The following is a 26,060-nucleotide window of genomic DNA, read 5'->3' on the forward strand; positions in this document are numbered from 1 at the left end:
CCGCTGTGCCGTGGACGGCGGCCGGCCCCTGCGCAGGGCTGGTGCGCGAGGCTGTGCCGGGGATTGGACCGACCCCGCTGGGGCAGGTGTGAGCGCGCGGCTTGTCGGCCTGAGGGAGGATCGGACGAGAGAGCGTACGGCGTAAGGAGGCGGCACCGGTGCAGGAGCAGGGACACAGAGAGGACTCTGTGGCCAGAGACACGCCGCTGGGGCCCGCAGCGCGTGCGTTGGAGTTCATCGGCAGTGGTGCCTATGTGGTGGACAAGGCGGGCCGGATACTGGCGGTCAACGGCGCCGCGCTTCGTCTGCTGGGCAGGAGCGCGGGGAACGTGGTCGGGCAGGACGCGCACGAACTGCTGCACCGTGGGGCACACGGCCAACCGCTGGCCGCGGCGCAGTGCGGGATGCGCCAAGCGTTCCACGGTGGACGAGCCGCCCAGGGCGACCAGGAGTTCTTCGCGCACGGCGACGGCTCCGTCATTCCTGTCTCGTGGCTGATCACTCCGTACGAGCTCGGCGGTCAGGAAACCGGCACGCTCGTGATTTTTCACTGCCCCGACCCCTCGGCGCCGACGGGACGGACTGCCGGCCGCCCCGCTGTGCCGCTGACGGAGGTGGAGCGGCTGGCCCTGCTGGCCGAGACCACCACGCGACTGACCTCCACCCTGGACGCCGACGAGGCGGTACGGCGGCTCACCGATCTGCTCCTGCCCAGGCTGGCGGACTGGGTGGTCGTCGACCTGATCGTGGAGCGGGACGAAGTGTGGCGCAAGGCCGTGGTCCGGGCTGACGGTACGGCGCTGAAGCACCGTACCGACCTCGAAGGGCCGATGCCGCCGGTCCCCGAGGAGTCGCCGATGCCGCTGTCGCGGGCGCTGCGCGGAGTCACGTCCACGCTGGCGGGGCCTGAGACCTACCGCGGTGAGCCCGACTCGGGGATCGCGGTGGAACAGCGCAGGCTGTTCGAGGCCACCGGCATCCACTCCGCGGCCATCGTGCCGCTGCGCGGCGCGCGCGACGTCCTGGGGGCCCTGACACTGGGCCGGTCCACGACGCCGGGCAACTACACCGACTCCGACATCCCGCTGTTCGACGACATCGGTCGCCGCGCCGCACTGGCGCTGGACAACGCCCGCCTCTACCAGCGCCAGCGCGCGGTGGCCGAGACCATGCAAAAGCACCTGCTGCCGCAGATGCCCCAGGTGCAGGGGCTGGAGATGACCGTCCGCTACCTGCCCGCACCCGACGCCTCGCAGGTCGGCGGGGACTGGTACGACGCTTTCACCCTGCCGGACGGCGCGATAGCCGTGGCCATCGGGGACGTCGTCGGGCACGACCTGGAGGCGGCCGCCGGCATGGCCCAGATGCGGAACATCCTGCGCGCCTACGCCTGGTCCCAGCAGCACCCCGCCAGCCGAGTCGTGGCACACCTGGATGAGGCGATCCAGCCCCTCACCGACGTCACCATGGCCACGCTGGTCTTCGCCCGTCTGGCCCAGACCACCGGCAACACGTGGGAACTCAGCTGGACGAACGCCGGCCACCCCCCACCGCTGCTGGTCACCCGAGACGGCCTGGCCGACTACCTCACGGACGGACACGGCCTCCTGCTGGGCACTGGCCTGCGGCAGCACACCACCCGCCCCGACGCTGTCACACAGCTCCCGCCGGGTTCCACCTTGGTCCTGTACACCGACGGGCTCATCGAGGCTCCGGGCCGCTCCCTCGACGACGGGATGGAGCGCCTTCGGCAGCACGCCGCAGCGCTCGCGCACCGCCCGCTCGCGTCGTTCACCGACCAACTGCTGCACCGTGCCCGCCCAACGGGCCACGACGATGTCGCTCTCCTCGCCGTACGCACACCTCGCTGAGCCCGCCGTGGGGGACGACCGTACGGTACGGTCCTCGACCGGTACGGGCGCCGTGACCTCCTCGTCGACAACGCGGGCGTCCTTCCCTTCACTGGCCTTGGTCCGGCCGTTCTCCGGTGGATTCCTGTCGCGGGGATGGTGGTGTCAGCAGCACCTTCGTTTCGGGGTGTGGGTCGACTGCTTCACGGGCCGCCGGGGAGGAGGGTTGTCCCCGTCAGCGAAGCCCGGCCGACGGTGCCGGACATCGACACGGGTGTGGAGGAACACGATGGCCGGTCGCACACGTCGGAGTCTTCTCAAGGGTGCCGCAGTCGCGGCAGCGGGCAGCGTGGTCGGGAGCGGTCTGGGCCCCGGCTTCTTCACGGCCGCCGCGCAGCCGGGTCCCGCGGCCGGGAAGACCGGCGCGACCAGGGCGGCGACACCGTTCCTGGAAGGTGCCTTCGCGCCGGTCGCCGAGGAGTTGACGGCCTTCGACCTCGAGGTGACGGGCCGGATCCCGCACGATCTGGACGGCCGCTATCTGCGCAATGGCCCGAACCCGCTGCGTCTTGAGGACGTTCGTGCTCACCACTGGATGCTCGGCGACGGCATGGTGCACGGGGTCCGTCTGCGCGGTGGGCGTGCGGAGTGGTACCGCAACCGCTGGGTGCGCTCCCGGCGGGTGACGGCGGAACTGGGGGAGCCCTATCCCGGCCAGGCACCGCCGGACGACTTCGCGTGCAACACGCACGTCATCCCGTACAAGGGCCGCATCCTGGCTTTGCAGGAAAGCGGGCCGCTGCCGTACGAACTGGACGGCGAGCTCAACACCGTCCGCCCGTACGACTTCCGCTCCACCCTCACGGGCGCGTTCACCGCGCACACCAAGTACGACGCGGTGGCCGACGAACTGCACGCGATCGCGTACTACCCCACCTGGGACCACGTCAGGCACATCATGATCGACCGGAGCGGCCGGGTCGTGCGGACCACACGGGTCCCCGTTGCGGACGCGCCGATGATGCACGACTTCGCGCTCACCGGTAAGTACGTGGTGATCGTGGACGTACCGATCACCTTCGACGCCGCCGCCGCGGAGGCGGGCGCGGTCGTGCCCTACGTGTGGAACGACCGGCACCCCATGCGCGTAGGGCTGCTGCCGCGCACCGGCGGCACCACACGCTGGTTCGAGATCGACCCGGTGTACTACTCGCACACCCTCAACGCCTACGACGAGGGCGACACCGTCGTGATGGAGTACGTAGGGTTCCCCGCACCGTTCTACGCGGCCGGCCGCGGCATGGGCGGTCCCTGCGCGACCGGGTCGCCGACGCTCGACCGCTGGACGATCGACGTGCACGCGGGCCGGCTCCGCGGCAGCCGGCTGGACGACCGCCCGCAGGAGTTCCCCCGCATCAACGAAGCCCTGGTCTCACGCCGGCACCGCTACGCCTACACCGCCAGCGCGGCCGAGATGTGGCGCGCGTACGAGACGGTCGACGGAGTGCCGCCCGACGAGAAGTTCTCGAACTACCTGGTGAAGCACGACATGGTGCGCGGCGGCGGGCAGCTCCATCGCTTCCCCACGGGCGCGGCGGTCGGCGAGCCGGTGTTCGTGCCGCGGCGCGGGGCGCGGGCCGAGGACGACGGCTACGTGTTGTCGTACGTCAACGATCCCGACCGCGGCGCAACCGACTTGGTGATCCTCGCGGCCCAGGACTTCACCGGCCACCCCCTGGGCCGGATCCATCTGCCCGGCCGGGTGCCCCTGGGCTTCCACGGCAGCTGGGTCGCGGACGCGTGACGGCGGTGACCCAGCTGAGACCGGCCAGCGGCTGCGTGCTACGTCCATCGCATGCCGATGGCGGACAGCAGTTCTACCAGATAGGCGGCGGCCCGGCGAAGAACCTCGTTCTCCTGCTCCAGCAGCTTGATCCGCTGACACGCGGCCCGCAGTTCCGCTTTCTCCTGACTGCTCGTTCCGGGCTTGGTCCCGTCGTCGATGTCCGCACGACGCATCCACTTCCACAGCGTCATCGCGTGCACTGCACTCCGAAGTCGGCGGCCACCTGCTCGTGTCACCTGTCGGGTCCTCCAACTCGTCAGAGACAGCCCTACTACCGCTGGCTCGACCGGCCGGTCCCCGACGCCGTGCTGGAGGAGGCCTACCGCGCGAACGCGCTGTTCGAGGCGCATCGTGAGGATCCGGAGTTCGGCTACCTCTTCCTGGCTGATGAGGCCCGCGACGCGGGGTCGGTCATGGCCGACCGGACTGCGTGGCGGATCTGCCGGGGCAACCGCTGGTGGAGCGTATTCAGGAAAAGGCGCGGCACGATCAAGAAGGCCGGCCCGCCGGTGCACGACGACCTGGTCCGCCGTGACTTCAGGCGGATGGCCCCAACCGCCTGTGGCTCGCCGACATCACCGAACACGCCACCGGTGAGGGAAGTCGTATCTCTGTGCCATCAAGGACGTCTTCAGCAAGAGGATCGTGGGCTACTCCACCGACGCGCGGATAAAGTCCCGCCTGGCCGTGGCCGCCCTGAACAATGCTGTTGCCCGGCGTGAGAAGGTCGCCGGGTGCATTGGACCGAGAGGACCCACCACCGGCGCCGCAGACAGGCCTCGCTCGGCCGGCTGACCCCCATCGAATGCGAGACCGTCCTGACCACACCGGCCCTCCACGCCGCGTGACCGAACCTGTCACCCAAACCTGCAGCAGACCCACCTGTTCAAGCATCCAGCACGCGTGCCACCAACGTCCCGGAACAGCACACCTGGTGCTGTTGCACAGCCTCTACATCGACGCCGCCGTCAACCAGCTCGCCGCCGACAGCTTCCCCATCACCGACGAGCTGCTCACCCGGCTCTCCCGCTTCAGTACGACCACATAGGCTTCCTCGGCCGCTATGCCTTCACCCGGCCCGCGGCGCCTGGTCTGCGCCCGTTGCGGGACCCCCACGCCCGCCGCGCACCGACATCCCGTCGGGGCGCGGCGTACTGCGTGATGCGGAGAGGGCAGGATTCGAACCTGCGTGGACCCCGAAGGAATCCGACCCCGAGACATGCTCGCTGGTCCCCGATCAACCGCTCCGGGCACCTCTCCTTGCTCCCGGCCCCCGATGGCGCCTGGGGCCGTTCACGTGAAAGAGAGTGACACGAGACCCTGACGGGAAACTGACGCACAAGACGAGGGCGATGTCGCCACGGCAGCGTGGACGAGCTCGCCGCTCCGGACCGCCGCAGTCAGCCAATCACTGGGGTCGGCAGAAGGCATGGCGGCTGGTGAGTGGCCCGGATCATCCCGTTCGCCCCGCTGCGCAGCTCCCTTCTGCGCCTGCCGCGGGCGTGCGCGTGCCGCGGCCCTGCGGTGAGGTCGGCGGCGAGAGCGACAGCACCGGGGCCCCGACGGCCGGGTGGAGGGCACCTCAGCCGGCGGGGCCGACGAGATCGGCGCCGACCGTACGGGCCTGTGGGTCTGGCCGGGCAATCCGTACGACGACATCGTCGAGCACGACATGCACCAGGTATTCCCGGCCCTGCTCGCCGTCCTGGCCCCACTGAACCTGACCTGCACGCGATCTACGCCGGCGACGAAGACCTTTTCACGAGGCTGCGCGCGAATGGCCTACGGCCTGCTGCTCACCGTGCCGGCGCTCCCCTCGAGGCCCGGATCGTCGACCTCGATGCCGGGCTGGTCGACGTCGTCGCCGTCGCCGCGACCGCTCTGGCCGACCCGGACCTGCCAGCCCGTCGTCAGGCGAACGCCCCACTGACCGCGGCCGACCCGGCCACCTTCTACGGCGGCGACTACACCGACTACCCCCCTCACCATGGCACAGAAGTGGCACGGAACCGGCGCACGACCCGTCGCGCGCCGGTAGCGACGCCTCCAGGGTGAATGGACAGCATGAGTCGATTAAAGTGGTTGGGGTAGGAATCGCCAGGCGGGTCTCGCAGAGGCGTGCATCTCCTGGTGAGTGGCGTGGTCTGCCAACACGTGACGAGTAGGCTGATCGTTCGTCATCGGACGGGGAGGCCGGCGTGGACTATGGCGACAAGCTCTTCTGGCTGTCGGTTGTGATTCAACGCAAGTACGCGCAGATCTGCGCCGAGTTCGACCTGACCCCCTCACAGGCCACGCTCATCTGCGCAGTCAGGAACGAGCCGCGGCAGATGGCTGACCTCGCCGCGTCGCTGGGTATGACCAAGAACGCATTGAGCCAGCTGGTCGATCGCACCGCACGGCGCGAGTTGGTCGGCCGGGCAAGCTCGGCGCAGGACCGACGGGTCGTCATGCTCAGTGCGACGCCTGCGGGGAGGGTGCTCGCCGAGGCCGTGTACGCCGAGGTCGCCAAGCGCCTGCCCGAGATCGCCAAAAACCTCGACGCCGACGACCAGCGCGACTTCGAGCGCGTGGCCACCGCCATCGTGGACACCGCGGACCTCTCTTCCCCCAACCAACCCATTCGACCGTGAGGTCCCGCTGCACCCGCACATTGACGAAGTTCATGGCGTGAACTAGTTTCATTCATGCCATGAACTAGTGGAGGGTGGCAGCGATGCGCATTCAGGCGACCGGCACGATCGCAGTCTTCGGCGCGACAGGGCAACAGGGCGGGGCGGTGGTCGACGCGCTGCTGGACCGCAAGGCCCCGGTGCGGGCCCTGGTCCGCGACCCCCAGTCCGACCGGGCTCAGGCACTGGCCGCCCGCGGCGTCGAGCTGGCGGCCATCCGGACCGACGACCCGGCCTCGTTGGCCGCCGCGCTGACGGCGGTCGAGGCGTTCTACTTCATGACCCCGGAGGCGAACAACCTCGAAGAGGTCGAGACGGAGATCCGTATCGGCACCGCGCTCGTCGACGCGGCCGTCGCGGCACGCGTCCCGCACGTCGTGTTCAACTCTGTCTTCGGCGCAGACCGGGAGTCGGGTGTACCGCATCATGACTCGAAGCACTCGATCGAGGAGCACCTGAGGAAGTCCGGCCTCAGGGCCGCGATGGTTCGCCCGACCGCCTTCATGGAGGTGCTGGCACCAAGCCTGGAGCACGGAGAGATCGTGCTGAGGCTGCCACTGCCGGAGGACGTCGCCCTGAAGATGATCTCGGTCAGGGACATCGGCCGGGTCGCCGCCGCACTCCTGCTCGACACCGCGGAGGCGCCCGGCGGAGCCGTCGAGCTCGTCGGCGACGAGCTGACGGGGCCTCAGGTCGCTGCGGTGTTCGGCGCGCGCGCCGGACTCCCGGCACGTTACGAGGCCCTCCCGTTGAGCGTGCTTCCCAGCGACCTCGACAGGGCGATGTTCCGCCAGTTCGCAAAGGCGGCGGAATACCCGTCGGATCTTGCGGTGGTGCGGGCGATCGAGCCGGCCACCCTGGACCTGGCCGAGTGGATCCGATCCACCGGCTGGACCGCGCCTACAAACTCGGCTGGCTCCTGAGCCTCCGGCCGCGATGAACACCCGCGATCGTGCCCACGGTCTCGGCGCTCCGGGGCACGTCAACACATCCGCCAACGGCTGAAGTAGTCACGAAGCTCCCAGGGCGCGCTCGCGGCTGACGCCGACATACCGCCGGCCTGGGCCGTCGACGCGCCGTCGGACGAGCCCGAGCTGAAGGCGCTGACGGACGACGCCCGCCGGCCCACGGCGACCGACCGGACCTGCAGAACACCGTGCGCCCCGTTGACGTCATCCACGGCCCCTGTGGCTCTGCGCCCGGTGCCCTCCGAGGTGGCCGGTGCGCTCGTCCAGCGAGTCTCCGTCCTGTCCGGCGGCCCCTTCGACGTCTGCTGGCTCCCGTCCGACGCGCCCAGACTTCCGTCGGACGTCTTCTCCTCCGGTGAGAGCCCGCCTCGCACGGCGGCTGGGACGTCGTCGCCCACCTTGGTCTCGCCACCGGCGAGGGCCATCTCGCTTCATGGCCTGCCGCCTCGGACACCTGGCCCCAACTCGTCCGTCCGACGCTCCGCGAGGTCCGCGGACTCTGCGCCGCACTCACGGTCGCGACCGCCGCGCTCAACCACTCGAAACCGTCTCACCGCAGTCTGAACTGGACCCCCAGGCATGCTCCATGCCCACCTGGCAGGAGCGGCCTTGCCATATGGCCACGCTCCCTTTATGCACGCACATGACGCCGAACGGGAGGACATGGTGGTCAACCACCAGCCCCTCTGGGGCTATCCGGGGATGGCCGCCCACCTGAGGATCACCGTCGGGACGGCTCATGGCCGGAAGACCCGGGATCATCTCTCCGCGCCGGACAAACAACAACTCCGTGCTGGCTGGCCCCGCTGGAAGCCAACGACGGTCCTTTGCTGTCAGCCGGTCGGCCGAGGCTTCCGCAGCGACCCATACGTGGCCCGGCCGGTTCACCGGCGTCCGACATGCCGAGGTCGTCGTGAACCTCCGCAAGGCAGGTGTTCCGAACGCCCCCCACAGCACGCGCCGCAACTGCCCGGCCTTGCCGCCACCCTCTGCTGTTACAGACGACTCGTCCACCTCACCACATAGGGCTCTGGCTCAGCTGCTCGACCTGGGGTGTCGGGTGGGGGCGCCGAAGTACTGAGCGATCGCCTCGGCCCGACCCGATACACCGAACTTCCGGTAAATAGAATGGAGATTGTTCTTCACCGTACGCTCGGCTATGCCGAGCGTACGACTTATCTGACGGTTTGACATTCCTGTCACCAGCAGATGGAAAACTTCACTCTCACGATCCGTGAGGGCTTCGACCCTGTCGTCGATTGACTTCCGTTCAGGGGTGGCCGAGTCGACGTCCGGTTGCCGCTCCTGAACCAGGATCTGCAACAAACGAACGATCTCATCGACATCCCGGATCAACGCCCGGAGGCTGCACGCGATTTCCTGGCAGCAGCGTTCTGCTTCGTCGGGCATGGCGTCGCCCCCGGGGGATGAGACTGTTGCTCAAGGGTCAGCGGCGCTGACGTCGAGGCGGTACAGACAGAGCCGTTATTCCCTTCTGTCACGGGCGGGGAACCTGGAATCCGGTCAGCGCCCCTTGCTGTAGCGGCCGTCCCTTCCGGGCCGTGCCTCCGCCTCCGCGCCGTGCCGGCCCACGTTGGTGCATCAACGCCTCTTCAGCACCTGTAGCCACCGGACGGCGCTTCGCCGCGCGTGTCGGTCTATCAAAGGATTGCGATGAAGAAAAGCTACTGAACCATTACGGCGGTGTGGGCGGATGAGTACCAAAGGACCTGGTGCCGTATCGGAGGTACCTAATTCCTCGCTGTTTCCGGGTACAGAGCACGGGCACTCGTGACTGCGCCAAGAAGAGAAGGCGGAGGAAAATGCTGGGGAGGGAATTTATGGATGCCGATCCCACGTCTGCTGCAGCACAGTTACTCTTCGAGCAGGATCAGGTCGTCAGGCAGCGTGACAACGCGCTGCTGCGCTCAGCACGTGACGGCCGGGTGGGCCGAGAGGCTCTTCGCCGTGTGGTGCAGGCCGACCAACTGTGCCTGGAGACCGAGACCGTGGCCTACGCGGTACTTCTTGCCCGGTTCCCCAGTGGACCGGCTGCTGATCTCTTCACCGGGCTGAACGATGCCCTGCGTTCGCTCAAGCCGAGCCTCGACCGGTGCGCGAGGGCTCTGAACTCCTCCCCCTCCTCCGCCCTCGACCCGTCAAAGGACGCCAACGCCTTCGCCTTTCCCAGGGCGGTTTCCTGGATGTGCCTGCACGCCGGTCCTGTTGACGCCGCGCTGGCGCTGCGATCGGACTTCGCGGCCTACACGCGGGAGTCCCGGGAACTCCTGCGGACACTGGCCGACGGGGGCACCGAGGTGCCCGAGGCGTTCCGTGACCACTACAGCTTGCCGACACCCACGGAGCTGCTCGACCTGGCCGCCGCCGTCGTAGAGGACGGCATCCGGGAGGGTGACACGCCCGACCGCGCCGCTTCTGTCGCCGACATGCTGCTGGCCAGCCTCGACGGCTTCTGGCTGTTCGCCGCCGGTGTGCACCGAGCACCGTCCGCGGTCGACGCAGGCCCGCGCAGTCGGCAGGGGTGACGGCCATGCGCGTAGGAATAGCGGGCGGCGGGATCGCGGGTCTGACACTGGCCTGGTTACTGGGCGAGAGCCACGAGGTGCTGCTGCTTGAGGCGCGGCCGAGGCTGGGCGGAAACGCGGAGTCCGTCCAGACGACCGTGCACGGCGGTACCTGTGTCATCGACCTCGGTGTCAGGGAGACACCTGCCGAGGCGTCTCCCCTCTGGCGGCAGATGGCGGCGTCAGCGGGTATTCCGGCGGGGGACCTGGTGGAGACCACTTCCTCTCGCGTGGTGTTCCGCGAGCGCGAGCGCTCGGCCCTGTGGGTCTCTGCCGCCGACCCCACCGACACGGTACGGCCGGTCACGACCGGCGGGCCGGCGTACCGGGCCATGTCCCGCTTCGCCGAGGAATACGCGCGGTGGGAGGCGGAGGGGATGTCCTGGGACCTCACGCTCGACGAGGTCCTGAACGCCTGGTCGCTGCCCTCGTCCTCGGTGGAGCACCTGCTGTGCGCGCTGCCGGCTTCACTCCACGGCTGCGCACTGGACGAGGTGCGGACCCTGTCCGCGCGAGCGGTAGGCGCGACCCTGACGCCGCCGGACGCGGTTCCCCGGACGACGTACCTGCGCTTTGGGGCCACGTCCCTCGCCCACGGACTCGCTGCCGGCTCACCTTCGGTCGGGATACGACTGGGCACCGGCCTGGTGGCGGTGCGCCAGACAGGGACGGGCTTCGAACTCGTGGACGGAACGGGGGCCGTTCACCCGGTGGACGCGGTGGCCCTGGCTCTTCCGGCAGACCGTGCCCTGGCCGCACTCTCTGGGCTGGCGGGCACGAGTGCCTGGCAAGCCGCGCTGAACTCCATCGCGTACCGGGAAGTGACCTACGTCCTGCACCGAGACCCGTACGGGATGCCCGAGGACCGGCGCTTGTGGTCCGCCGGCAACACGACCGTGAACGAGCACCGGAGCCAGACGACGACCTGGTACGGCCCCTCGCTGGGCGTCGACCTGTTCGTCAGTCAGGTCGATCACCGCAGCGGGCGGCCGCGCGAGGAACTCGCCCGCTCCTCGTTCCGGACGGCTCTTCCCACCCCGGCGGCCTGCTGGGCGCGGCAGCGGCTGGGCGAGATGGAAGCCGGGCAGCGCCTGCTCTTTCTCGGTCACTGCACGACCCCGGTGGAAACGCAGGAAGCGGCCATGAGATCGGCTCTGGCCGTGGCACATCACCTCTCGCCCCGCGACGCACGGCCGCGGAGGCTACGCGAATACCTGGAAGGCGGATGACTGATGCGGCATGGCAGCAGTACCACGTATTCCCGGGCTCAGGTGGCCCGGCGGGTGATCCCTTGCATCGACGTGCGCGACGGCGTGGCGACCGACCCGTCCGGGATCCCCGGTCTCGCCGATCCCCTCGACGTCGTAGGCATAGCCGTCGGCTACGCACACGACGGTGCCGACCAGTTGTTCCTGGATGTCGTCGACCCCTGGACCGCCGTCGGCTACCTGCCGAGCCTCTTGCGCGAACTGCGCAAGACCGGCCTGGAACTGCTCGTCTCCGTGCAGCACGGGGTCTTGCCGTCACCTGCGGAGTACAAGGAGTTGCTGTCCGCGGGTGCGGACGCGCTCTCGGTCAGTACCAGCATGGTCGAGGAACCCGACCGGGTGGCGGACGCGGTCCGCCTGCTCGGGGGACGACGGTTCGTCGGCGTCGTGAACTGTTCCGGGGACCGGCAGCGGGGATGGCGGGTGCTCGTCCACGGCGGCGCCACCCGCACAACCACGGACGCGCTCACGGTGGCCCGGCGGTTCGGCGAGCTGCGCCTGCGCGCGCTGCTCGCCAACAACGTGGACCGTGAGGGCACCGGCATCGGTTACGACCTCGATCTGACCCGTGCCACCGCCTACGTGTCCCAACTCCCGGTCATCGCCTCCGGCGGCGCGGGCTCCGCGGAGCAACTGGCCGACGCGCTGCGCACCGGCGACGCCGCCCACGTACTCGTCAACAAGGTCGTCCACAGCGGCCGGGAGACGATCGCTTCGCTGGGCGAGGGCCTGCGCCGGCACCTCCACGGAGAAGAGGGCTGATCGTGCGGGCGTTGGCTTTCCGGGAATACGGCGAACCTTCCCATGTGCTCAGCCTGGTGGACCTTCCACGGCCCGAACCGGGGCCGGGTGAGGTGCGGGTACGGCTCTCCGCCCGCCCGGTCAACCCCTCGGACCTCCTGTTCGTCCGGGGATCCTACGGTCGCGACGCACGCTTCACCCTGCGACCGGACAGGGAGGCCCAGGAGAGCGGCTGGGCTGTCGCCGGATTCGAGGGCGCAGGCGTCGTGGACGCTCTGGGGCCCGGGACGAGCGGCCCCGTGCCAGGCACCCGGGTGGCGGTCTCCGCCATGGGGACCTGGCAGGAGCACGTCTGCGTGCCCAGTGCCTCGGCGATCCCGGTTTCGCGCGGTGTTTCCACCGAGGCCGCCTGCCAGCTCACCGTGAACCCCTTCACCGCCCACCTGCTCGTGCGTGACATCGCCCTCGGCCCGGGCGACACACTGCTCCTCACCGCGGGTGCCTCCGCAGTGAGCCGAATGGTGATCCACCTGGCGAGCGAGCGCGGTGTCCGGTGCCTGCCCGTGGTCAGGCACCGCGAGCAGGCATGCGCGCTGACCCGCCCGGGCACGCGGCCCCTGACGGTCGGCTCCGCCGACGCTCTCCCCGGGGTGGTGCGAGGCACCCTGGAGCACGGCCGAGTGGACGCGGTGCTGGACGCGGTCGGTGGGGCTCTCGGCACTGCGGCGCTGCGGTGCCTGCGTCCCGCCGGGCGGTTCGTCTCCTACGGCATGCTGTCCGCTCAACCCCTCCTGGTGCGTCCCGACGACCTGGTCTTCCGACAGGTGAGCATCTCCGCTTTCTGGTTGCCCGCCCGTATGGAGCGTCTGGGCGGACGGGAGCTGAGCGCCCTCACCCGGCAAGTCCAGGAAGCCGTCGTGCGTGGCCTGCCCGGCCTCGATGTCGCGGAGCGCCGTGACCTCGCGGACTTCCAGCCCGCGCTCGAACACACGATGCGCCCCGGACGCGGCGGAAAGGTCGTGCTCACCGGCTGATCACGGCCGGTCCGCACTCGCCGACTGGACCACTCACGAAAGGATGCGCTCATGCCGTCGACGGCGCCCACCCCGAACGGCCGCGCCCCCGGGCACGTCCGCGCGTACGACGACACCCGTACCGACTACCCCCGCGACGCTCTGCTCCCGGACTTGTTCACCCAGCAGGTACGGCAGTCCCCCGACAGCGAGGCGCTGGTGTGGAGCGGTGGCCGCTGGACGTTTCGGGAACTCCACGACAGGGTGCTCCACGCCGCCGAACAGTTACGGGCCCGCGGCGTGGGCGACGGTGACGTCGTCGCCGTGCTCCTGGACCGCTCCCCGCAGTCGGTGGTGACCACGCTCGCCGTCCTGGAGGCAGGCGCCATCCACCTGCCCCTCGACCCCGGCACCCCCGGCAGACGGATCACCGCGATGATCCGGGACGCCGCGGCCAGGTGTCTGGTGACCCTGCCCGGCGCCGCTGTCCCCCCGTCCCTCCCGCTCGTCCGCGTCACCACCCACGAGTTGGAAGGGGTGCGGGCGGCCCGGACGGAACCGTGCCGCACCACGGGACGGGCGGCCACGGACGCCGCGTACCTTATCTACACCTCCGGTTCGACCGGTGTGCCCAAGGGCGTGCTGTGCCACCACCGGGGGCTGGTCCGATTCGTGACCGCCGTCCATCCGGCGGTTCCCGGGCCCGGCGACCGCCTGCTCGCCACGGCCAGCCCGACGTTCGACGTCTCCTGCTACGAGATCTTCTGCACCTTGCTCAACGGGGCGTGCCTGGTACTCCCGGAACCCGACGTCCTGCTCGACACGGAGGCGCTGGCGCAGTGCCTGCGCGACCAGGGCATCACCACCCTGTGGCTGGCCGCCGGCCTGTTCCACGTTCACGCCGGGTCCGCGCCTCGCATGTTCTCCGGGCTGCGATGTCTGATGGTGGGCGGCGACTCCGTCAGCCCCGGCGCCGTCCGCGCCGTACTGAACCACGGCGCGCCGGGCGTCCTGGTCAACGGCTACGGGCCGACGGAGAACGGCGTCATCAGCACCTCGTACACGGTTCGCGACCTTTCTGACCAGGCGGAGCTCGTCCCTATCGGCAAGCCGGTGCCTGCCACCACCGTCCACGTGGTGCGATGCGACGGCAGCCTGGCCGAGGCCGGAGAGGAAGGGGAGCTGTGGGTGGGCGGGGACGGCGTGGCGATCGGCTACCTCAACGACCCGGAACGGACCTCGGAGCGCTTCGTCCCCGACCGTTTCGGTGACGATCCGCGCGGCCGTCTCTACCGGACGGGCGACATCGTGCGCTGGCGGGACGACGGCGTGCTGGAGTTCCTGGGACGCACGGACAGGCAGGTGAAGCTGCGGGGCTTCCGGATCGAGCTGGACGAGGTCGAGGCCGTGCTGTGCGGCCATCCCAATGTCCGGGAGGCCGCTGTCGACGTGCTGGGCGAAGGACCGGGGCAGCACTTGGGGGCGGTCGTGGTCGGCGCCCCTGGCATTGACGGCACCGTCCTGGTCGCGCGTCTGCACGACCACGTCCGGGACCGCCTGCCGGCCCACATGGTGCCCGGCAGGCTGGTCTGCGTCCCGGACCTGCCGCTGACGACAAGCGGCAAGGCGGATCGCGGCCGCCTCCTGGCCCGGCTCACGCAGCCGGCGGCCGGTGGATGCGGGGGCGGAGCGCCGGCACGTGCGGACGAGAGCGCCATCGAGCGGATCTGGTGCGAGGCGCTGGGCAGGGAGAGCCTCGGCCGGGAGGACGACTTCTTCGCCTTGGGCGGCACCTCGTTGACAGCGACACACGTCGCCGCGGCCACCCGCCGCCACTTCGGCATCGCCCCGACCGACGGCAGTGGCCTCGTCCGCGAGCTGCTGAACAATCCGACCCTCGGGGCTTTCACGGAGCGGGCGCGGCATCTCGCCGAGCAGGGGACGGCGTGGGTGTCACCCACCAAACCGGACTTCCACGCAGAGGCGCAACTGCACCGGGCGATGCCCTTCACCGGGCCCCTGCCCGAAGCCGGAAACCTCGGACGGGCATTCGTCACCGGTTGCACCGGCTTCCTTGGCGTCCATCTCGTCGACCGGCTCCTGCGGGCCGGTGCGGAGCACCTCTACTGTCTCGTCCGCACCCGGGACGAGGCGCACGGCGCCGCGCGCATGGCCGCCCGGATGCGACGCTACGGCCTGGACCCGCACATGCTGGGCGGCCGGGTCACGGTGATCCCGGGCGACCTGTCTGCCAAGCGGTTCGGGCTCGGCGACACCGCCTGGGACCGACTGGCACAGGACAGCGACCTCATCGTGCACTGCGGCGCGCGGGTCAACTTCGCCTACCCCTATGAAGCGCTGGCTCCGGACAACATCGGCGGCACGCGTACGGTCATCGAACTGGCCGCCGTGCACCGGCTCAAACCCCTGCACCACATCTCCACCGTCGGTGTACTCGCCGGCCTTGGCCTCGCGGGCGTCCGGCACGCGACGGAGCACACTTTGCCCGCCCATCCCGACCGGCTGCCAGGCGGCTACGCGGAAACCAAGTGGGTCGCCGAGAAACTGGTGGCGGAAGCCGCGCGTCAGGGGCTTCCCGCGTCGATCCTCCGCCCATGCGAAGTCACGGGCACCAGTGACCGGGGGGTGTGGAACACCGACACCCTGATGTGCGCGCTGTTCCGCACGATCGCGCAAGGCGGCGAGGCCCCCGACGTGCCGTTGCCGCTCGACTTCGTCCCCGTGGACTACACCGCGGACGTGATCACCCGGGTGATCACCCACCAGCGGCCCGACGGCCGCGTCTACCACATCGCCAATCCCGACCCGGCACGCCTGTCCCTGCTCGTGGACCGTCTACGTGCCCTGTCCTACCGGGTACGCACGGTCACATACCAGGAATGGGTCTCCGGGGTCGTCCGGGCGGTCGATGCAGACCCCCCGCACCCGATGACGCCGTACCTCCCACTGCTCGTCGAATCGGCACCCGGCACGGATCTCGCGGCCGAACAGCCGTACTTCACGAGCGCGTTCCCCCGGCTCGGCCGCGACAACACCGACCGTGTGTCGGCGGACGCCGGGCTGGCCTGCCCGCCGGTGGACGCCCGGCTGATCGACCTCTACCTCGGACGTCTCCGGGAGAGCGGGTACCTACCGCCACCGGAAGCCACCGGCGTCGTCGCCTGAGCCGGCCACCCACCCGAACCGGCGACGGTCGCCCGTCGCCGACCACCTCCGAAGGGAATCACATGACCGCCCGAAACCACACTGACGCCAAAGCCCTGGCGGAAGACGTCCGGCAGCGCTTCAGCGGCGAAGCTCCTGGCAGCCCGCTCGTCCTGGCACCCGTCACGGGCCCCGGCGTCCTCGAACCCCTGCGCCGTCTGGTCGCGGTCGAGTACCAGGCCCACCCGGTGGAACTCGTCGCGTACGGCACCCTGCTGGCCCGGTTCCCCCACCGGCCCTCCGCCGAACTCTGGGTGACTCTGGCACGCATCGTCCACGAGGCCACGCCCAAGCTGCGCGAGGTGGCCCGGGCCCTCGGGATGTCCGAGACCGACCTGGCGGGCCGGACGGCGGACGGCGGCGCCTACTCCTTCCACGGCGCCATGTCCTGGATCGCCGCGTCCGGGAGCCAGAGCGCGGCAGCCCTGGCGGCCCACACCGACATGCGGGTCTACTACTCCGGCGCCACCGCCGTCGCACGACGCCTGCGGGAGACCGGCGCCCCGGTGCCGCAGGAGTTCCTCGACTACTACGACGACCCCGGCGACGGCGCTCTGGAGGAACTCGCCCTGGCCGTTGCCCAGGACGGCCTCGACCGCGGTGACAACCCCCAGGAGACGCTGTTCCACGCCCACTGCGTCGCGGACGCGCTGCTGGGCGTCTGGAAGGCCACGACGGCCGATCTGGCTTGATCCGGTGAACCTGCGGCGCCGGAACGACCACCCCGGCCCCGCAACAAGCCTACCGAAAGGAAGCCGTGTTGAACGGCACCGACGAACCGACGTACGAGGTACTGCCGAGCCACCAGAGCGATCCGTTCCGAGACCACGTGGTCCGGGCCTACGAGGACTCCCCGGCAGACTGGCAGAAGGTCATCGGCGAGCAACTGCATTTCCAGTGGGGCGCCTTCGATCATCCGGACGCGCCTCGCCCCGTGTCCCTCGACGAGGCAGGGCTCCGGTACCTGGAACAGCAACTCGCCCTCGCCACAGGCGAGAGGCCCGGGCACACGCGCCTGCGACGCATCCTGGACGTGGGATGCGGGTGGGGAGCGACGCTGAGGCACCTCGCGCAGGCCTTTCCCGACTGTCCGCGCCTGGACGGCGTGAACATCAGCGCCGAGCAACTCACCCACTGCGCGGGCCTTGTACGCGACGTGCCCCGCCCGGGCCGCGTCCACTTGTATCTGTGCGACGCCGCTGACATCGCCGAGCTGCCCGACCCTGAACAGCCCTACGACCTGGTGCTCGCCCGGGGAGTCATCACGCACCTCCCTCCTCAGGTGTACGAGACCGCGACCGAGGCGCTGTCCCGGCGCATGCGGCCGGGGTCGCTGCTCGTCGTCTCCGAGACGCTCTACAGCGAGGAGTTGCTGGCCCGTGAGCCGCGTCTGCCCGCGGACGCGGACCATCTGGCGCTGGGGCACCGCAAGTCGCTGCGCTACGTCATCGACGTCATGCGGGACAGCGGCTTCCGGATCAGGGACGAGCGAGTGCTGCCCTGCGCGGAGGACGCCGCCCGCTGGGTGCTGGAGCTCAAGAGCAACATCGACGTCCACTTCCCCAAGGAGGCGAGCTCGCCCCTGGAGGCGATCCGGTGCATGGCCTCGGATCTGGCGGTCGCCCTGCTCCGGCGGGAAGCATCGGTCCACAGCATCGTCGCCGAACGGGTCTCCGCATAGGACAGTCGGTACCGGCCTCCCTCGGCGCGGCGCCCAACGGCTGCTCCTGGACGGCGGATCCTGAGGTCCGCCGTCACCGCGGCGCCGTACGGCATTTCCCGTACGCGCGCCCGACATCTCGCCCCGGGTACTGCCGCGCATGGTGCCCGACGGGCCTAACCGCACGCATTTCGCGTCACCGCGTCAGCCACCAGCGGATGACGCCGGAGAACGACGGCCTCGACCACCTAACCGAATCCAAGGAGTCGACGTGGCAACACCAGACGAAACCACCCCCACCTCCCTGCCCCAGCATGCTCATGACTGGAATCGGGTGTCCGCGAGCTATCCCCGGACGGCCACCATTCCTCTGCTCTTCGCGGAACAGGTCGACGCCCGGCCCGAAGCGACGGCCGTCGAATGGGCGGACGGGGCATGGACCTACCAGGAGCTGGCAGCGCGAGCCCGGCGCGGCGCCACGGCGCTGCGGGCACACGGGATCGGCGCCGGGGACGTGGTAGGGGTGGTAATGCGGCGGTCGCCGGCGGCAGTGGCCGCCATCCTCGCGGTCCTGCACGCGGGCGGGGTATACCTCCCGCTCGGTCCGGACCAGCCCGCCGACCGGCTGAACGGGATCATGCGGGACGCCGACGTCCGGGTGGCTGTGCACGGTGCGGACGAGCCCGTGGAGGTGCCGGACTCCACGACCGCCGTCTGCGCCGACGACTTGTTCGGTGGCCCCGAGGACGCCGATCCCCGGTGGTGGGGTGAACGTGCCGCCGATGAGGCGGCGTACGTCATCTACACGTCGGGATCGACCGGCGCTCCCAAGGGCGTGGTGTGTCCCCACCGCGGCCAGACCAGGCTGGCCCGCGGGGCGGGGGAACTGCGCATCCGGCCCGACGACCGCGTCCTCGCGACCACCGATCTGACGTTCGATGTCTCCTGCTTCGAGATCTTCGCCACTCTGCTGAACGGCGCCTGCCTCCTACTCGTGCAGGACCCGGACCTGTTGGACTCCAAGGCGCTGGAGAACGTGGTGAGCGGCCGGGGCGTCAGCGTGATGTGGCTGAGCGCGGGCCTCTTCCACCAGCACGCCCACCTCGTACCTCACCTCTTCGCCGGGCTGCGTCTTCTCATCGCGGGCGGTGACGTACTCAACCCCCGGGCCGTGCACGCCGTTCTGACGAAGGGCGGGCCGGACGTGTTCCTCAACGGCTACGGGCCCACCGAGAACTCCTCCTTGTCCACCGTGTACCGGTTGGACGAGCTGTCCTCGCAGGCCGAGAACGTGCCCATCGGGGTGCCGGTCGCGGGCTCGACCGCCTACGTGGTGCGTGAGGACGGCACGGTCGCCGCTCCCGGTGAGACGGCCGAACTCTGGGTCGGCGGGGACGGAGTTGCACTGGGGTATCTCGGCGATCCGCGCAGGACGGCGGAACACTTCGTCGAGGACCGGTGGAGCCCCGACGAAATACGCGGACGGCTCTACCGCACCGGCGACATGGCACGGTGGCGCGAGGACGGAGCGCTCGAATTCCTCGGGCGGCGCGACCGGCAGGTCAAGATCCGCGGTTACCGCGTCGAGCTGGACGAGGTCGAGTCCGTGCTGTCGGCGCATCCGCACGTGCGTCAGACGGCGGTCGATGTCGTCGGCGAAGGGGCGGGGCAGCGGCTGGTGGCCGCTGTCGTGGCGCACACCGGACGTGACCAGAAGGACCTCACGGCTCGCCTGCACGAGCACGTACGCGACCGGCTGCCCAGCTACATGACGCCGACGCGGATCGCGCTGGTGGACGCGCTCCCCCTCACCTCCAGTGGCAAGGTCGACCGCAGGTCGCTGTCCGCCCTCGCCTCGCCCGCCGCTTCGTCCGCCCGCGACGACGCGCCCCGCGGAGAGGTGGAGGAGATCCTCACGAGCGTGTGGCGCGATGTCCTCAATGCGGACGTGGTCGGGCGCGACGCGCACTTCTTCGCCCTCGGTGGTACGTCGCTGCGTGCCACCCAGGTCACCGCCGCGGTGCGCGAACGGCTCGGAGTCGCGGCCGAGTTCGGGCGTGCGATGATCCGCAGTCTGGTCGAGGACCCGTCCCTGCGGCACTTCGCCGCGACGGTGCAGGACTTACTCGACGGTCACGAGGAATCCACCGCCCCGGACACAAACTTCGCGATCGAGAGCCGACTCGACCCGGACCTGCGTTACACCGCGCCCGCGACGGCCGCGGCCCGGGTCCCATGCCAGGTGCTGCTGACCGGTGCAACCGGCTTCCTGGGGGTCTACCTCGTCGACCGGCTGCTGCGGGAGGGCGTGGAGCGAGTGCACTGTCTGATCCGCGCCGACGACCCACCTCAGGCCCTCGCGCGGCTGGCGGCCAGGATGCGGCGCTACGGCCTCAATCCCGAACCGCTGCTGGACCGGGTCGTCCCGGTACCGGGAGAGCTGGCCGAGCCGCACTTCGGGCTGTCCGACGGAGACTGGGACCGGCTGGCCCGTGAGATCGACTTGATCGTGCACTGCGGCGCACGGGTCAACTTCGCCTACCCCTACCGCGCGCTCGCGCCGATCAACGTCGGTGGCACCCGCACCGTCCTGGAATTGGCGGGCGAGCACACCACCAAGCCGCTCCATCACATCTCCACCATCGCGGTGATCGCCGGGTTCGGCACCGCCGGTGTGGCGCACGTCGACGAGAACACACCGCTCGACCACGCCGACCGCTTGTCCCTGGGCTACCCCGAGACCAAATGGGTCGCCGAGAACCTCGTCATTGAGGCCGGACGACGCGGCCTGCCCGTGGCCGTCCACCGCCCCTACGAGGTGACCGGCACGGTGGAGCGGGGCGTGTGGAACACCGACACCATGATGTGCGCCCTGTTCCGGACCATCGCCGAGACCGGCCTCGCCCCGGACATGGCCCTGCCGCTGGACTTCGTGCCGGTGGACTACACCGCGGACGCGATCACACACCTCATCACTCACCAGGAACCCGACGGCCGCGTCTACCACCTCACCAACCCCCGCCCGGGCCGCCTGCCCCTGCTCGTGGAGCGCCTGAGCGCTTTGGGCTATTCGGTGCGGACCGTGCCCTATGACGCGTGGACGGAGATGCTCGCCGAGCTGACGGCCCGGCTGCCCGACCACCCCATGGCCCCATATGTCGCCATGTTCGTCGAACCGGCCCATGACAGTGAGGTCTCGGTCAAGCAGATGTACACCGACGGTGTCTTCCCCGCCTTCAGCCGCCACAACACCGACGCCGCACTCGCCGGTAGCGGACTCGTCTGTCCGCCCGTCGATGCCGGGCTGCTCGACACCTACCTGCGCGAATTCAGGCGCACCGGGTTCCTTGCGCCGCCCTCCGCATCCGACCGCGCCGCATCTGTTCGCGGGGGCACGGTATGACGTCGCGCACGCATATCGGCATGTCGCGTAAGTTGTCAGGTGTCTCCTACAGTCTGCGCGGTCCGCTGGCGGCACAGGCCGAACGCATGCGAGCCGCCGGGGAGGACGTACTCACGCTGAGCCTCGGAGACCCCGCCGCGCACGGTCTGCCACCCGCTCGTGAGGTGGTGCGGGCGGTGCGTGACCGCCTCGACGACTCCTGCGGATACAGCGGCGCCGCCGGACTTCCGGACGCCCGTGACGCGGTGGCCCGGCACTACCGCGGCAAGGGACTCGACACCGTACGCTCGTGCGACGTCTACCTCGGCAACGGAGTTTCGGAACTCGCACCCCTGTCCCTGCACGCGCTCCTGGATCCCCGTGACCAGGTTCTCATCCCGGCACCGGACTATCCCATGTGGACCGCCTCCGTCGTCGTGGCGGGCGGCCGGCCGGTGCACTACCCGTGCGACGAAGCCTCCGACTGGTACCCGGACCCGGGGGACGTCGCCCGCCGGGTGACCGACCGGACGCGAGCCATCGTGGTGATCAACCCCAACAACCCCACCGGCGCCGTATGGCCTCGCTGGGTCCTCGACGGCATCGCCGACGTCGCCCGCAGACACGGCCTGGTCCTCCTGGCCGACGAGATATACGCCGACTTCCTCTACGACGGCACCCTGCACACACCACTCGCGAAGTGCGCCCCGGACGTACCCTGCCTGACCTTCGGAGGGTTGTCCAAACGCAGCCGCATCCCCGGCTACCGCATGGGATGGCTGGCACTGACCGGTTGCCGCGGCCCCGCGCGCGACTACGTCGCCGCGTTGGACACCCTTGCGTCGCTGCGGCTGTGCCCGAACGTTCCCGCGCAACGCGCTGTGGCAGCCGCGCTGCGCATCGACGACACAACAGCGTTGACCGCCCCGGGAGGTGCGCTGTACCTTCGGCGAGACCACCTGTGGCGGCTGCTCGCCGACATCCCGGGCGTACGGACCGTCAAACCCCACGGCGCGTTCTACGTCTTCCCCGGCATCAGCCCCGGTCAGTACCGTCTGGGCGACGACGAGAGCCTGGTTTCCGACCTGCTGCACGAGGAGGGGCTGTTCGTCGTTCCCGGGTCCGGCCTCGGACCCGTCCCGCCCGGCCACCTGCGCATGGTCACCCTGCCCCCGCCCGACGTCCTCACCGAAGCGGTCACCAGGCTGGCCCGTTTCCTCGAGCGCCGCAGAACTCCCGGCCCGTCGAGCCGACGAAACCCCGCTCGCCGGGGTCCTTAACGGGCTCCTGGCTGCCGCCGGTGAGTTCGACGGCGGCCTTGCGATCCGATTCGTCGGCGCCCCGCCCCGCGATCTGTCCACGGGCCCTGGCCGCGCCCGCGTGTTCTGGGACATCGAGGGCGCCCTCGCCGACGCGCTCGCCGAGCGGCTGCCGGACCACGGCGACCTGCGCCCGCAGGTACTCGCCCGCGTCTGCGTCGCCGCCGCACAGATCCGCCGAGGTGGTGAGCCACAAACGACACGTCCGCTCACCGCGTAGGACACCGTCTAAGACCGTGTCCTACGTGGTGAGGCGGATTAGTCGCACCTCACGGTCGGGCAGCACATCGGCCGGGGTGGCGAGGCAGTACACCGGCACGTCCGGAAAGATCGACAACTGCCAGATCGGTGTCTTCGCGGCCTACGCCACCGGCCATGGCAGAGCCCTAGTCGACCGCGAGCTCTATCTGCCCAAGTCCTGGACCAAGGATCGAGAGCGGTGCCGGGAAGCGAAGATCCCCGACGAGCGCACCTTCGCGACCAAGGGCGAGCTGGCCAGGGGCCTGGTCCTCCGCTGCCTCGCCGCAGGGCTGCCCGCTGCTTGGGTGACCGCCGGTGAGGCTTACGGAGAGAACTGGTCCTTCCGCCACCTGCTCGAACGGCTCGACGTCGGCTACGTAGTGGCGGTGCCGAAGTCCCAGCAGATCAAGTCCCTGGCCGGCATCTGGCGCATCGACCAGCTCATCGAGGAAGCACCCGACGACGCCTGGCAGCGGCTGTCCTGCGGCGATGGAGCCAAGGGGCCGCGCGTCTACGACTGGGCCGCGGCCAAACTGCCCGCCAACATCATCCTCGACCCGGACCCACCCACCCATCACCGCTGGGTGATGGCCCGACGCAGCCTGTCCGATCCCAGCCAGCTCGCCTACTACCTCGCCTACGCACCCGTTGGTGTCGAGATCGGTGAGCTGGCCCGCGTCGCCGGCTCACGCTGGGCCATCGAAGAGTGCTTCTAGGCCGTGAAGTTTCCCCGTAATCTTGGACACTAGTTCGTTATACGGCGAGGGTGTGCTGATGCCGCTGCCTGGTCTCGGCGGGGGTGAGGTAGCCGAAGACCTTGTGTTTGCGTAGGCGGCGGCGGTTGTAGAAGGTCTCGATGAAGATGAAGACCTCGGCGCGGGCGGTTGCCCGGTCGGGCCAGACGCGGGTGCCGATCTCTTCCTTGAGTAGGGCCCAGAAACTCTCCGCGGCCGCGTTGTCGAAGCATGATCCGGTGCGTCCGCAGCTGGCCCGCAGTCCCAACTCCTCTATTCGTAGGCGGAATTGGGTCGAGGTGTATTCGCTGCCGCGGTCGCTGTGGATCACGCAGCCGGGTTCCAGGTTCCCTCGGCCGTGGGCCATGTCGAGGGCATCGACGACGAGCTCGGCGCGGTGGTGGTCGGCCATGGCGTAGCCGACGACCTCGCGGGTGGCCAGGTCCAGCAAGCAGGCGAGGTAGAGCCAGCCCTCGGCGGTGGGCAGGTAAGTGATGTCGCCGACCAGTTTGATCCCAGGGCGCTCGGCGTGAACGTCGCGGCCGATCAGGTCCGGGGCCGGCTTCGCCTTCTTGTCGGGCCGGGTCAGCGAGCGCCGCTTGCGCCGGGTGACGCCTCGGATGTCGCGCTCGCGCATCACGCGGGCGATGCGCTTGCGGTTCACCCGCCGGCCCAGACGCCGCAGTTCGGCGTGGATGCGCGGGACACCGTAGGTGCGGCGGGAGGCGATGTGCACCACGGTGATCTCGTGCGCGAGCGCGTCGTCAGCGGCCTGCCGGGCATGGCGGGCGGCCTCGCCCTCGCGCCACGCGTAGTAGGAGGAGCGGGCGACGTGCAGCACCCGGCACAGCAGAACGATCGGGTAGTTCGCCTTCTCCGCATGGATGAACCGGTACAACTCGCTCACCGGTCGTTCTCCTTCACGAAGAAGACGGTCGCTTTTTTCAGGATCTCGATCGTCTGCTGCTGTTCACGGTTCTCCCGCCGCAGCCGCCTGAGCTCCTCGCGCTCGGCACTGCTCAATTCGCCGGTGGTGCCTTCGCCCCTGTCCGCCTTGGCCTTGCGGTACCAGCCGCGCAGCGACTCGGAGCTGATGCCGAGTTCCCGGGCGATCGCCGTGACCGTCTTGCCCGAGGAGTCGACGAGCGCGATCGCGTCCCGCTTGAACTCTTCGGTGTACCGCTTCGTGTACTTGCTTCCCACCTGGTGCTACTTCCTCTGGAACCTCAGGACCCAGTCTCCAGGTGTCCACGATCAAGGGGAAGGTTCAGCTGGTGTACGCCCCCATCCGGCGTCGTTGATGTCAGCCGTGGATGTCAGAAGCCTTCCGCTGGTAAAGGCTTGCGTCCTTGGACGTAAGCTGCGACGCGAGGGGGCATCGGTGAAGCGTGGCGTAGTGATGCGGGGCCTGCGGCTCGGCCTGGTTGTCGGAGGAGTCTGCGCGCTGGGTTGGGGCGCCGTGTGGACGGCCAGCGTGATGGTCGCGGCGGTGCTGGGGCACTGGCACGGCGTGCCTTCGGCTCTCGTCTCCGAAGTGATCCTCGTGGGCGGCAGTCTGTTCGCGGGCGTGGTGCTGGGTCTGTTGCTCGGGGCGACGCTGGCGGTCGCACCCGACTGGCTGACTTCTCGTGGGCTGCTTCGCCGGCTTCTGGCGGGACTTGTTGCCGGAACACTCTTCCTCGGCGAGGTCCTGGTGAGCATAGAGGGCGGTATTCTGCCGGTGCTGTCGATGATCTTGTGTATCCCGGTGGTCGGCGCGGTAGCGGCTGCGTGCAGTGGTGACATCGTGGGAAGGAGCCGCCGGCATGCCTGGTTGTGGCCGGGCACGCTTCTGCGGGCTGATGTGCGAGCACTCGCCTGGCGCGGCAAGGTCCGTGCCGTGGTTGAGCTGCTGTGGAACTGACACCTACCGCCGCGGAAACCCGTTCACCTCCGATGAGGGCCCGAGAGGGCAGTGACGTTCCATGGACGAAAGTCAAGCACCGCGAGGTGTGATCAGTAGCCGGTCTACTGATCACAGATTCCGCCTACCAGCGGGCCTGACGAAGCCCACGGCTCTGAGCTGCTCAGATGCCGTGGGCTTCTGTCGTTGTCGGTCGACGTCGGGTGACCTCGTACGGCTCAGGGACGGCCCAGCCTCTGCCGCACTGGACTGGCGGCCGGCCCCTCGACGGGCCCCGGTCACGCGCATCCGCATGACTTTGTCGTCCTCGCCCAGCGGTCCCGTCTGCGGGTCCCTCGGCGGAGCCCACGAACTCGGTGTCGTCCGAACGGTTGTAGAGCAGTGAGGTCCGCGGCCACGACCTGATCCGCATGCTCTCCCGGGACGGCAAGCCGACCGGGCTGGGCGACGCGTTCGCCCACTACGGGCGGGTCTTCAAGACCCTGCACCTGCTCCAGTTCGTCTCCGACGAGGGATACCGGCGGATGATCGGCGCCCAGCTCAACGTCACCGAGGCCCGCCACCGCCTCGCCCGGAAGATCTTCTTCGGGCAGCGGGGCGAACTGCGCCAGCACTACCGCGAGGGCATGGAGGACCAGCTCGGTGGCTCTGCCA

At 69.7% G+C, this 26,060-nt stretch carries 21 protein-coding genes, 1 tRNA gene and 1 pseudogene; 18 read left to right on the forward strand and 5 right to left on the reverse strand.

Annotated features, from left to right (window positions below):
- The first annotated feature begins 188 nt into the window (after nt 1-188).
- Both ACE4Q9_RS33100 and ACE4Q9_RS33105 read left to right on the forward strand, forming a co-directional pair.
- On the forward strand, nt 189-1,871 hold the full coding sequence (locus ACE4Q9_RS33100; protein ID WP_397988186.1) for a SpoIIE family protein phosphatase: 1,683 nt from the start codon (nt 189-191) through the stop codon (nt 1,869-1,871).
- Nucleotides 1,872-2,139: 268 nt separating this feature from the next.
- Complete coding sequence (locus ACE4Q9_RS33105; protein WP_397988187.1) at nt 2,140-3,654, forward strand: carotenoid oxygenase family protein; 1,515 nt, start codon at nt 2,140-2,142, stop codon at nt 3,652-3,654.
- A gap of 38 nt (nt 3,655-3,692) precedes the next feature.
- On the opposite strand, the gene ACE4Q9_RS33110 is transcribed toward ACE4Q9_RS33105, so the two are convergent.
- The gene (locus ACE4Q9_RS33110) at nt 3,693-3,887 is read right to left on the reverse strand and encodes a hypothetical protein (protein ID WP_397988188.1); all 195 of its coding nucleotides are present in this window, start codon (nt 3,885-3,887) and stop codon (nt 3,693-3,695) included.
- A 973-nt stretch (nt 3,888-4,860) separates the two neighbouring features.
- A tRNA-OTHER gene (locus ACE4Q9_RS33115) sits at nt 4,861-4,956 on the reverse strand.
- 310 nt (nt 4,957-5,266) lie between these two features.
- On the opposite strand from ACE4Q9_RS33115, the gene ACE4Q9_RS33120 reads away from it, so the two are divergent.
- The 3 genes from ACE4Q9_RS33120 (at nt 5,267) to ACE4Q9_RS33130 (ending at nt 7,291) form a co-directional block, all read left to right on the forward strand.
- Nucleotides 5,267-5,626, forward strand: coding sequence for a hypothetical protein (locus tag ACE4Q9_RS33120; RefSeq protein ID WP_397988189.1), 360 nt, complete (start codon nt 5,267-5,269; stop codon nt 5,624-5,626).
- Nucleotides 5,627-5,894: 268 nt separating this feature from the next.
- Nucleotides 5,895-6,329, forward strand: coding sequence for a MarR family winged helix-turn-helix transcriptional regulator (locus ACE4Q9_RS33125; protein ID WP_397988190.1), 435 nt, complete (start codon nt 5,895-5,897; stop codon nt 6,327-6,329).
- An 83-nt stretch (nt 6,330-6,412) separates the two neighbouring features.
- A complete protein-coding gene (locus ACE4Q9_RS33130) occupies nt 6,413-7,291 on the forward strand; it encodes an NmrA/HSCARG family protein (RefSeq protein WP_397988191.1) in 879 nt (292 codons plus the stop codon).
- Nucleotides 7,292-8,371: 1,080 nt separating this feature from the next.
- Here the strand turns inward: ACE4Q9_RS33130 and ACE4Q9_RS33135 are convergent.
- A complete protein-coding gene (locus ACE4Q9_RS33135) occupies nt 8,372-8,746 on the reverse strand; it encodes a response regulator transcription factor (RefSeq protein ID WP_397988192.1) in 375 nt (124 codons plus the stop codon).
- 413 nt (nt 8,747-9,159) lie between these two features.
- On the opposite strand from ACE4Q9_RS33135, the gene ACE4Q9_RS33140 reads away from it, so the two are divergent.
- The 11 genes from ACE4Q9_RS33140 (at nt 9,160) to ACE4Q9_RS33190 (ending at nt 23,485) form a co-directional block, all read left to right on the forward strand.
- A complete protein-coding gene (locus tag ACE4Q9_RS33140; protein ID WP_397988193.1) occupies nt 9,160-9,882 on the forward strand; it encodes a hypothetical protein in 723 nt (240 codons plus the stop codon).
- Nucleotides 9,883-9,887: 5 nt separating this feature from the next.
- Nucleotides 9,888-11,150 carry an NAD(P)-binding protein gene (locus ACE4Q9_RS33145; protein ID WP_397988194.1) on the forward strand — a complete coding sequence of 421 codons (1,263 nt, stop codon included), beginning with the start codon at nt 9,888-9,890 and terminating at the stop codon, nt 11,148-11,150.
- 54 nt (nt 11,151-11,204) lie between these two features.
- On the forward strand, nt 11,205-11,951 hold the full coding sequence (locus tag ACE4Q9_RS33150; RefSeq protein ID WP_397988195.1) for a HisA/HisF-related TIM barrel protein: 747 nt from the start codon (nt 11,205-11,207) through the stop codon (nt 11,949-11,951).
- Between the two features lie 92 nt (nt 11,952-12,043).
- Nucleotides 12,044-12,964 (forward strand): zinc-dependent alcohol dehydrogenase family protein, encoded by a 921-nt coding sequence (locus ACE4Q9_RS33155; RefSeq protein WP_397988305.1) that lies wholly within the window; start codon nt 12,044-12,046, stop codon nt 12,962-12,964.
- A 51-nt stretch (nt 12,965-13,015) separates the two neighbouring features.
- Nucleotides 13,016-16,129, forward strand: a complete 3,114-nt coding sequence (locus tag ACE4Q9_RS33160) for an amino acid adenylation domain-containing protein (RefSeq protein WP_397988196.1) — start codon at nt 13,016-13,018, stop codon at nt 16,127-16,129.
- A 62-nt stretch (nt 16,130-16,191) separates the two neighbouring features.
- On the forward strand, nt 16,192-16,860 hold the full coding sequence (locus tag ACE4Q9_RS33165) for a hypothetical protein (protein ID WP_397988197.1): 669 nt from the start codon (nt 16,192-16,194) through the stop codon (nt 16,858-16,860).
- Nucleotides 16,861-16,928: 68 nt separating this feature from the next.
- Nucleotides 16,929-17,849 carry an SAM-dependent methyltransferase gene (locus ACE4Q9_RS33170; protein ID WP_397988198.1) on the forward strand — a complete coding sequence of 307 codons (921 nt, stop codon included), beginning with the start codon at nt 16,929-16,931 and terminating at the stop codon, nt 17,847-17,849.
- Between the two features lie 250 nt (nt 17,850-18,099).
- A complete protein-coding gene (locus ACE4Q9_RS33175; protein WP_397988199.1) occupies nt 18,100-21,231 on the forward strand; it encodes an amino acid adenylation domain-containing protein in 3,132 nt (1,043 codons plus the stop codon).
- 20 nt (nt 21,232-21,251) lie between these two features.
- On the forward strand, nt 21,252-22,490 hold the full coding sequence (locus ACE4Q9_RS33180; RefSeq protein ID WP_397988200.1) for an aminotransferase class I/II-fold pyridoxal phosphate-dependent enzyme: 1,239 nt from the start codon (nt 21,252-21,254) through the stop codon (nt 22,488-22,490).
- A gap of 100 nt (nt 22,491-22,590) precedes the next feature.
- On the forward strand, nt 22,591-22,749 hold the full coding sequence (locus ACE4Q9_RS33185) for a hypothetical protein (protein ID WP_397988201.1): 159 nt from the start codon (nt 22,591-22,593) through the stop codon (nt 22,747-22,749).
- A 28-nt stretch (nt 22,750-22,777) separates the two neighbouring features.
- Entirely contained in the window at nt 22,778-23,485 is a 708-nt protein-coding gene (locus tag ACE4Q9_RS33190) for an IS701 family transposase (protein ID WP_397988306.1), read from the forward strand.
- 37 nt (nt 23,486-23,522) lie between these two features.
- Here ACE4Q9_RS33190 and ACE4Q9_RS33195 read toward each other — a convergent pair whose 3' ends face one another.
- Nucleotides 23,523-24,410: an IS3 family transposase gene (locus ACE4Q9_RS33195; protein WP_397988202.1), complete on the reverse strand. Its 888-nt coding sequence runs from the start codon at nt 24,408-24,410 to the stop codon at nt 23,523-23,525.
- Entirely contained in the window at nt 24,407-24,706 is a 300-nt protein-coding gene (locus ACE4Q9_RS33200; RefSeq protein ID WP_397988203.1) for a transposase, read from the reverse strand. The genes ACE4Q9_RS33195 and ACE4Q9_RS33200 overlap by 4 nt, the downstream gene beginning before the upstream one ends.
- A gap of 178 nt (nt 24,707-24,884) precedes the next feature.
- Between ACE4Q9_RS33200 and ACE4Q9_RS33205 the strand changes: the two genes are divergently transcribed.
- Together ACE4Q9_RS33205 and ACE4Q9_RS33210 are read left to right on the forward strand one after the other, a co-directional pair.
- A complete protein-coding gene (locus ACE4Q9_RS33205; RefSeq protein ID WP_397988204.1) occupies nt 24,885-25,406 on the forward strand; it encodes a hypothetical protein in 522 nt (173 codons plus the stop codon).
- Between the two features lie 386 nt (nt 25,407-25,792).
- Nucleotides 25,793-26,050 (forward strand): annotated as a pseudogene (locus ACE4Q9_RS33210) (Tn3 family transposase); the annotation flags it as partial.
- Between the last annotated feature and the right edge of the window lie 10 nt (nt 26,051-26,060).

Source organism: Streptomyces sp. AM6-12, from assembly GCF_044327085.1.
In the GTDB taxonomy this organism is placed as follows: Bacteria; Actinomycetota; Actinomycetes; order Streptomycetales; family Streptomycetaceae; genus Streptomyces.

What these genes read in the sequence shown, in the direction of transcription:
- ACE4Q9_RS33105 (WP_397988187.1), top strand. Translation starts at nt 2,140, where the DNA reads ATGGCCGGTCGCACACGTCGGAGTCTTCTCAAGGGTGCCGCAGTCGCG.
- ACE4Q9_RS33110 (WP_397988188.1), bottom strand. Translation starts at nt 3,887, where the DNA reads ATGACGCTGTGGAAGTGGATGCGTCGTGCGGACATCGACGACGGGACC.
- ACE4Q9_RS33130 (WP_397988191.1), top strand. Translation starts at nt 6,413, where the DNA reads ATGCGCATTCAGGCGACCGGCACGATCGCAGTCTTCGGCGCGACAGGG.
- ACE4Q9_RS33135 (WP_397988192.1), bottom strand. Translation starts at nt 8,746, where the DNA reads ATGCCCGACGAAGCAGAACGCTGCTGCCAGGAAATCGCGTGCAGCCTC.
- ACE4Q9_RS33140 (WP_397988193.1), top strand. Translation starts at nt 9,160, where the DNA reads ATGCTGGGGAGGGAATTTATGGATGCCGATCCCACGTCTGCTGCAGCA.
- ACE4Q9_RS33145 (WP_397988194.1), top strand. Translation starts at nt 9,888, where the DNA reads ATGCGCGTAGGAATAGCGGGCGGCGGGATCGCGGGTCTGACACTGGCC.
- ACE4Q9_RS33160 (WP_397988196.1), top strand. Translation starts at nt 13,016, where the DNA reads ATGCCGTCGACGGCGCCCACCCCGAACGGCCGCGCCCCCGGGCACGTC.
- ACE4Q9_RS33165 (WP_397988197.1), top strand. Translation starts at nt 16,192, where the DNA reads ATGACCGCCCGAAACCACACTGACGCCAAAGCCCTGGCGGAAGACGTC.
- ACE4Q9_RS33180 (WP_397988200.1), top strand. Translation starts at nt 21,252, where the DNA reads ATGTCGCGTAAGTTGTCAGGTGTCTCCTACAGTCTGCGCGGTCCGCTG.